A 7687-nucleotide genomic window follows, 5' to 3' on the forward strand; every position below is an offset into this window, starting at 1 on the left:
GTATCCTTTTGTATGTTGAAAGATGCTCTTTTGGCAGCACGCAGGTGTCTTTTTAATATTTCTTGGTTGTTGTCTTTTGTTTACAGTGCATATCCGTTCATATTGCCTTTTTCATGTTTTTCTGTATGTAAAGCATATAAATCCATTGCCGTTGACGCCTTTCCCTGATTTCGATAGATATGTTTTTTGCTTATTCCTGTCGGAAGTTGACTTTTGGTAATCCTTTTACTGATATTGGTTGACTCAAATACTAAAAAAGTTTTGTTAAAAACTCGTCACTCGTCACAATGCGGTTTAACTCGTTGAATGTCAGCTTGATAAGGCGTGACGAGTTGATTTTACAACTCATCACATCCCGCCATTTTCGCCCTTTTTTGCCCGAAATTCTTCACGTTTCGGCAGGTTGTGATGAGTAGTGTGACGAGTTGAAAATGCAACTCGTCACACAATAACGTTTTGATTGTCAGTGTGTTAAGCCCAGATGTGACGAGTGACGAGTTTTTAACAAAAACTTTTTCTCGTTTCTCGTCGTGTCGCCATGTCCGGCATCACCGCATGCTTTTAAGCCATCCAAAAGCGTATGAAATCACCATGAAAACAAGAAAAACACACTTTTTTTGAAAAAAGTCGCCAAAAAATTTGGAGATTACATAAAAACCCCTTACCTTTGCACTCGCTTTTGAGACACAAAGCTTGTCGATCCGACAATGGAGAGATGGTAGAGTGGTCGATTACAACGGTCTTGAAAACCGTCGTGCTGAGAGGCACCGGGGGTTCGAATCCCTCTCTCTCCGCAATAAAGGGTGTAAATCAAGCATTTGCGAGATTTACACCCTTTTTACACCCGGAAATTGGTGTATCTATTTTGGTAATAATTTAGGCTCAGTTTGAAAGTCGAAGTGCTATGCGCTCCGCAAGTACAAAATAATTCTAACAAATATTCTTTTTAATATAGAATGAATCATCAAATTCATTTCATTTGTTGTTGAACGCATTCCAATTGTTTAATTTTATAGCCCAATAAAGAAATTGCAAATTGAGCCGTTTATGTAAAATAGGAAATACAATGAATATAAAAAATTACTATGGCAAATTGTGCACAGAAATGTATGAAATCTTACATGATAAAGCACCGCAAGATGAATTGGATTTTTATCTTTCATATGCAGAAAAAAATAAAAAAATCTTAGAAATAATGTGTGGAAGTGGTCGCTTCCTTGTTCCATTTTTGGAATATGGATATAACATTCGTGGGGTTGATTTCTCGGTTGAGATGCTTGAAAAACTGAAACTAAAAGCTCCTGAAGCTGATGTGGAATATGCTGATATAGCAGAATATACGACCAATGAACAATTTGACTATATATTTATTTCTTCTGGGTCTGTGTCATTATTTACAGACATGAACCTTTGCCAAAAGATTCTGAAGAAAATAAAAGGCTTGTTAGCCCCTGCAGGAAAGTTTGTCTTTGCGGTAGATACTATTGCCGCTAAATGTTTGGACAATGATGATTATGAAACGTCCGTATCTGTAAAAATGAAAAATGGTTTCGATTTGGTCTTAAAGACTAAAAACTATTTTGATGTACAACAACAGATACAGTTTTCACCGGGAATATATGAACTTTATGATAGGGACAAACTGCTGAAAAGTGAACATATGGACTTTCAGACCCATCTGTATAAGTTTGGCGAAATGGAAAATTATTTGAGAGAAGCAGGATTTACAGAAATCAAGACCTATTCCTCCTTTGAAAAGGAAATAGCCATTGATGACTGTTGCGATATGTTTTTGTTTGAATGCAATTTATGACATTTCATTACACAAGAGAAACAATGAATCAATTACACATAAAATTGGATGAGAATTCGTCAGCCATGCAATGGGCAAACAGCCAGACTGACAAATTGGGTGCCAGAGGGCATATAGGAACCCATCTGGACTGTTATACGATAGCTCCGGAAAAGAATGAATATGAGGTAAAGGGACTGATTCTTGACTGTAGGACCAGTATGCCTAAGCCAGAGGATATTTTACATATAGACTCGTTGGAAAATATGGCATTGGTACTGCATACGGGAAATTCAGAAAAACATCAATACGGAACGGAAGATTATTTCAATGAAGCTACTTTCCTGTCGGAAGAGGTGCTAAATCTTATTTTAAGCAAGAAGCCTCTTTTCATTATCGTGGATTCCCATGGCATAGCTGAAAAAGGAGCAAAACATATTTCTTATGACAAGAAATGCGAAGCTAATGGCTGTCATGTCATAGAGAATGTGGATCTGACTTCCGTTAAGGACAAAAAATCTATTCAGATAAAAATATCAATCAATGTCAGTCATCCTTCAACGGGTAAGCCGTGTGAACTGTATTGTATGTAATTATATCAAGATGCTATGGTCATATTAGTCACTGGTTGTACCCATACGGGAAAAACCTTGTTTGCACAAAGACTGCTGGAGAAATATAAATATCCCTATCTGTCAATAGACCATCTGAAAATGGGACTTATCAGGAGCGGACAGACAAGCCTGTCGCCAGAAAGCCCAGATTCGGCTCTGACAGATTTTTTGTGGCCTGTTGTACGGGAAATCGTAAAGACCTGCGTTGAAAACGGACAGAACCTGATTGTAGAGGGATGTTATATACCGTTCGGCTGGGAAAAAGACTTTGCGGATGATTATCTGTGTGATATAAAATACATGTGTTTGATATTCAGTAAAGAATATATAAAACAGCATTTTGCGGACATTGTAAAAAACGAAAGCGTAATAGAGAAAAGGCTGTCTACAGATATTGTTGCCGATGAGATGATTAAATCCAACAGATATAATCTGGAACAATGCAAATTGAGAGGCTACGACTATATCCTTATTGACGACGTATATCAAATAACTACAGATATAAAATAAACACTCCAGTAACCATTTTTACAGGAGTGTTTTATATCGTTTCTATTAAAGTTTGGCACTATAAAATGTTTTGTGTAAATGTAAAATACAGGATTCAAAATAGAGTTCTGTATTTTTTATTTTATATATTTACACCCAAAGAATAAGATTATGCGAGAAAAGAATCAAGTAGTGCCGGATGAAATGTTAAGCAAGGAATTCCTTAGCCGGTTCAAGACAGAATCCGATGTAAGCAGATTCCTGAAGCAGTTGCATGCCCAGGTATTGGAAAAGATGCTTGAAGGTGAAATGGATGCCCATTTGGGGTATGAAAAGAATTCCGTGGCCGGTAATAACAGTGGCAATTCACGCAACGGCAGCTATCCGAAGCGGATTCAGACTGAACATGGGAAAGCAGTCATCTCCATTCCGCGTGACCGTAATGGCCAATTTGAGCCGATAGCTGTGCCCAAACATGAAAGCCGTGGACTTTCTATAGAAAAACTTGTCATCTCCCTGTATGCCAAAGGAATGAGCGTTTCTGACATAGAGGAAGAGATGCGTGAGATTTATGAAATTGAACTCTCTACATCAGCCATTTACATCATTACAAACAAGGTAAACCAGGCCGCTCAGGAGTGGCAGAACCGCCCGTTGGATCCTGCTTGTCTGATAGCCTGGCTAATCCTTTTTCAAATCCTTTAAACCAATCTGACAATTCCATGATGATAACGTAAGTAAGGATACAAAGGTACGAAAATGAAATAATAAATGGATAAGTTGGTAGAAGTATTTTTACATTGTCCGGTTTAATATAAAATTTATCTCTTGATGAACCTTTGAACTTGCATATTCTATTCCTTTAGTCTTTTCTAAGTCGCGAAGCTGTTATTCGCAATAGCAAAATATATTACTTTCTTGCATCTTTTTTGCTTTTCACTTATCAAATTTCGCATTAAACTTATAACTTTGGGGAGAGTTAATGTTTGATGCTTATGATACAGAAATTCTTGCAGAGATACAGAGAGGCGTTTGGCTATGGCGTACCGTTGCCTGTAGCCTTTGGATATAGCGACACGCCTGTTGAGGAGATAAGGAAGATACCGCGCTGTATGATTGGGGCGATACGCAATGTGTGCGACGGTCAGGCGCTGACGTTGAGCGTTGACAATGTGCTGTGCGGCGGCGGAAGTCTGTATACACGATTTGCACCGATGCAGGAACGCATACCGCGCTTTGTTTCGGAACAGGAACACTATAAGCAGACGCCCGAACAGGTTAAGACGTATGTTAGCCGTCTGGGTATAAGTCTGACAGAAAAGCCGTATCTCAACTTTGTGCGTATGGATAAGCTCGCTTCATTAGATGATGCAGAAGGCATACTGTTCTTTGCCACGCCCGATGTGCTTTCAGGCTTGTGCAGCTGGGCTTTCTACGACAATGATGCCGACGATGCCGTATGCACACGCTTTGCTTCAGGTTGCTGCAGCATAGTGACATTTGTCGTAAACGAGAATAGAAAGCAGGGGCGCTGCTGCTTTATCGGAATGTTAGACCCGTCAGCCCGTCCGCTTGTTCCTGCCAACGAACTGACATTTGTTATTCCGATGCACCGTTTTAATGAAATGATGCAGACTATGGAGCAGTCGGCGCTATTTCAGAAAGCATACTCGATAGTAAGAAAACGTATTAACGGGGAGATTGGGAAATGAGACAAGAGCTTATACACACCTGTCCGGAACTTGTCGACTATATCAACGAGATTGGTTTTCTGCCTTTGCTTCGCATGGGCATTGACGGCTGGTCGGCAGAAGATGCGGCGGATGAAGAATGTCAGTACACACGCCTGCCTGACGGAGGATGGGAATGGAAAGGCTCTGTGCTGCGTGAGAGCCGTTGCGCCTATGGCAAGTTCTTCAAGCGTAAAGCCGCGTTCGTAAGCAGAGAGTGGTGGCCTGACTTCTGCAATTATCGCCGCAGCCTTTATCCTTATCCCGAAGAGGGTAGCGTAGAGGAGGCCGTTCTCGCCACGCTGAAAAGCGAAGGAAGCCTTATCACGCGCGAACTGCGCGCTGCATGCGGATTTACCGGGCCGAAGATGCGCAGCCGTTTCGATGCATATTTGACACGACTGGAAATGGGCTGCTATATTGTAACCGAAGACTTTATCTATCCGCGCGACAGACATGGGCGTGAATACGGCTGGGGATGGTCGCTGCTGACAACGCCCGAAAGTCTGTTTGGGCGAGAGGCATGCTGTCCTGACCGCACGCCGCAAGAATCATACGATAGGCTGCTCGAACATTTCAGAAAAATATTGCCGGATATGCCAGAAAAGACTTATAACAGTCTGCTCGGGATAAAGTCATGACATCTGCCGAATGCGCCTGCAGGGGCTGTATGCCCTCCGCCGCTTATCCTGCTTATGTTGCCAGGCGGCGTCATGTATCAGCTAAAAGTGAACAAAACGCAGTCATGATTTTGTCTGTAGCGTAAATTATTGTACATTTGCATTGCGCATGCACGAAACATGCTACTGACGACAAAAAATATGAGAACACAAGTGTTGATGGCGAAAGATGCATTCATCAGGCTGCATGCACATGCTCAGATGTGTGGCGGCTTCATACAGTTGAGCGGTAATGACCGTGATTAAATGCCTTTGATGCCAACAAAGCCGACCGTCGCCCTGCACGACCTTCGGACAGATATATGCTTAAACATTGTAACTAATATGAAAACCGAAAAACAACATCTTTTGAAGAAAGACGGGATAAGCTATGTTGTTCCGTTCATACTGATTACGTCATGTTTTGCCCTGTGGGGCTTTGCCAACGACATAACAAACCCGATGGTAAAGGCCTTTTCAAAGATATTCAGGATGAGCGTCACTGACGGCGCCCTGGTTCAGGTAGCCTTCTATGGCGGCTATTTTGCAATGGCGTTTCCCGCTGCCATATTCATACGCAAATATTCTTATAAGGCAGGCGTGCTCATGGGGCTGCTGCTTTATGACGTAGGCGCGTTTATGTTCTTCCCGGCCAAGTACACAGGCTGCTATTATTCGTTCCTGCTGGCCTACTTCATACTTACCTGTGGCCTGTCGTTCCTTGAGACGAGCTGCAACCCTTACATCTTGTCGATGGGCACCGAAGAGACGGCTACAAGGCGCCTTAACCTTGCCCAGTCGTTCAATCCTATCGGGTCGCTGCTGGGCATGTATGTAGCAATGAACTTCATTCAGGCGCGCCTCAATCCGCTTGACTCTGATGCGCGTGAGCAGCTCAGCGAGGCCGAGTATGCCGTGGTGAGAGACTCCGACCTGAGCATTCTCATACAGCCTTACGTGATAATAGGCGTGGTGATTCTCTTTATGGTCTTTCTGCTGATGATTGTGCGTATGCCGAAAAACGCAGAGAAGCAGGACGGCAACTTCATGTCTACCATCAGGCACATCTTCCGCCTGCCTCATTATCGTGAGGGAGTGATAGCCCAGTTCTTTTATGTCGGTGCGCAGATTATGTGCTGGACGTTTATCATACAGTATGGTACTCATCTGCTCATGCAGACAGGTATGTCGGAGAAAGATGCCGAGGTGATGTCGCAGCATTACAACATCATAGCCATGGTAATCTTCTGCTGCAGCCGCTTCATCTGCACGTTCTTCCTAAAGTTCTTCAATGCCGGCGCCATGCTTGCCACGTTGGCCGTGGTGGCTGTATTTTTGCTTATAGGAGTGATATTTATGCAGAACATCTATGGCCTTTACTGTCTTGTAGGCGTTTCTGCCTGCATGTCACTGATGTTCCCCACGATCTACGGAATAGCCTTGTATGGATTGGGCGAGTCGGCCAAGTTTGGTGCCGCCGGACTTATCATGGCCATACTTGGCGGAAGCGTACTGCCTCCGTTGCAGGCTCTTATCATCGATCAGGGATATGTTATGGGGCTGCCGGCTGTCAACGTGTCGTTTGTTCTGCCGCTAATCTGTTTCCTCGTGATAATATGGTATGGTGTGCGCTCTTATTCGCGCATCGCTTCGCGTTCGTAAAAGGGAGCAAAATAATTAGCAATTGACAACTAAAAATTAAAAGTGAAAAACGCCTGACGGAAATGAAAGATTAAAAGTGAAGAGTGAAAAATCCAATAGCAAACGTAGTGATTACAAGTAGAAACCACAATACATTTGGATTTTTCGTTTTTCACTTTCGTAAGACGCACTACGTTGCTATTGTGCCGGCGGATCTGTGCTCCGCCGGAAGTGAGTATAAGGATTTTTTAATCCGATTACTTCCTATTTGCTATTACATCATGTAGACTTCATTTAAACATGCGGTATTTTAAGCGGATTGAAAATCCAGATAATATCTACCGGCAGATTGCAAATCAGCCGGCACAATAGCAACGTAGTGCTTGCGACAGAAGTCCTCAAAGCATTTGGATTTTTCACTCTTCACTTTTCACTTAGAAAATGCTCCTTTAACTACTCTAACTACCGAGAAACAAAAGGATCAAAGATCCTTATATTTGATTCCGGCGGAGCGCAGATCCGCCGGCACATTAGCCTTGTTGATTATTGTCACAAGCACTACGTTAGCATTTGGATTTTTCATTGTTCACTTTTAATCTTTCATTTCCGTCAGGCGTTTTTAACTTTTAACTTTTAATTTTTAATTGCGCTTTGACGCCTGCTCTTCACTTTTCACTTAGAAAATGCTCCTTTAACTACTCTAACTACCGAGAAACAAAAGGATCAAAGATCCTTATATTTGATTCCGGCGGAGCGCAGATC

The 7687-nt window shown here is 42.4% G+C and carries 6 protein-coding genes, 1 tRNA gene and 1 pseudogene; all 8 read left to right on the forward strand.

Annotated elements, in window-relative coordinates:
• Positions 1–709: 709 nt before the first annotated feature.
• The 8 genes and pseudogenes from ACZMIG_RS09390 (at position 710) to fucP (ending at position 6946) form a co-directional block, all read left to right on the forward strand.
• Positions 710–794: transfer RNA gene (locus ACZMIG_RS09390), tRNA-Ser, on the forward strand.
• Between the two features lie 272 nt (positions 795–1066).
• Positions 1067–1813, forward strand: a complete 747-nt coding sequence (locus tag ACZMIG_RS09395; protein WP_302023280.1) for a class I SAM-dependent methyltransferase — start codon at positions 1067–1069, stop codon at positions 1811–1813.
• A gap of 23 nt (positions 1814–1836) precedes the next feature.
• A complete protein-coding gene (locus tag ACZMIG_RS09400; RefSeq protein ID WP_302023279.1) occupies positions 1837–2385 on the forward strand; it encodes a cyclase family protein in 549 nt (182 codons plus the stop codon).
• 15 nt (positions 2386–2400) lie between these two features.
• The gene (locus tag ACZMIG_RS09405; RefSeq protein WP_302023278.1) at positions 2401–2916 is read left to right on the forward strand and encodes a P-loop nucleotide/nucleoside kinase family protein; all 516 of its coding nucleotides are present in this window, start codon (positions 2401–2403) and stop codon (positions 2914–2916) included.
• A gap of 150 nt (positions 2917–3066) precedes the next feature.
• Positions 3067–3594 (forward strand): annotated as a pseudogene (locus tag ACZMIG_RS09410) (transposase); the annotation flags it as partial.
• Positions 3595–3890: 296 nt separating this feature from the next.
• Entirely contained in the window at positions 3891–4607 is a 717-nt protein-coding gene (locus tag ACZMIG_RS09415; protein ID WP_487889467.1) for a DUF169 domain-containing protein, read from the forward strand.
• Positions 4604–5266, forward strand: a complete 663-nt coding sequence (locus ACZMIG_RS09420; RefSeq protein ID WP_487889468.1) for an AlkZ-related protein — start codon at positions 4604–4606, stop codon at positions 5264–5266. Before ACZMIG_RS09415 ends, ACZMIG_RS09420 begins: the two co-directional genes overlap by 4 nt.
• A gap of 363 nt (positions 5267–5629) precedes the next feature.
• Complete coding sequence (fucP, locus tag ACZMIG_RS09425) at positions 5630–6946, forward strand: L-fucose:H+ symporter permease (RefSeq protein ID WP_487889469.1); 1317 nt, start codon at positions 5630–5632, stop codon at positions 6944–6946.
• Positions 6947–7687: the final 741 nt, after the last annotated feature.

The sequence above is a fragment of the Xylanibacter sp. genome (assembly GCF_057607445.1).

Bases quoted from the DNA above. Each gene is read 5' to 3' on its own strand.
- ACZMIG_RS09420 (WP_487889468.1), top strand. From the start codon at position 4,604: ATGAGACAAGAGCTTATACACACCTGTCCGGAACTTGTCGACTATATC.
- fucP (WP_487889469.1), top strand. From the start codon at position 5,630: ATGAAAACCGAAAAACAACATCTTTTGAAGAAAGACGGGATAAGCTAT.
- ACZMIG_RS09405 (WP_302023278.1), top strand. From the start codon at position 2,401: ATGGTCATATTAGTCACTGGTTGTACCCATACGGGAAAAACCTTGTTT.
- ACZMIG_RS09395 (WP_302023280.1), top strand. From the start codon at position 1,067: ATGAATATAAAAAATTACTATGGCAAATTGTGCACAGAAATGTATGAA.
- ACZMIG_RS09400 (WP_302023279.1), top strand. From the start codon at position 1,837: ATGAATCAATTACACATAAAATTGGATGAGAATTCGTCAGCCATGCAA.
- ACZMIG_RS09415 (WP_487889467.1), top strand. From the start codon at position 3,891: ATGATACAGAAATTCTTGCAGAGATACAGAGAGGCGTTTGGCTATGGC.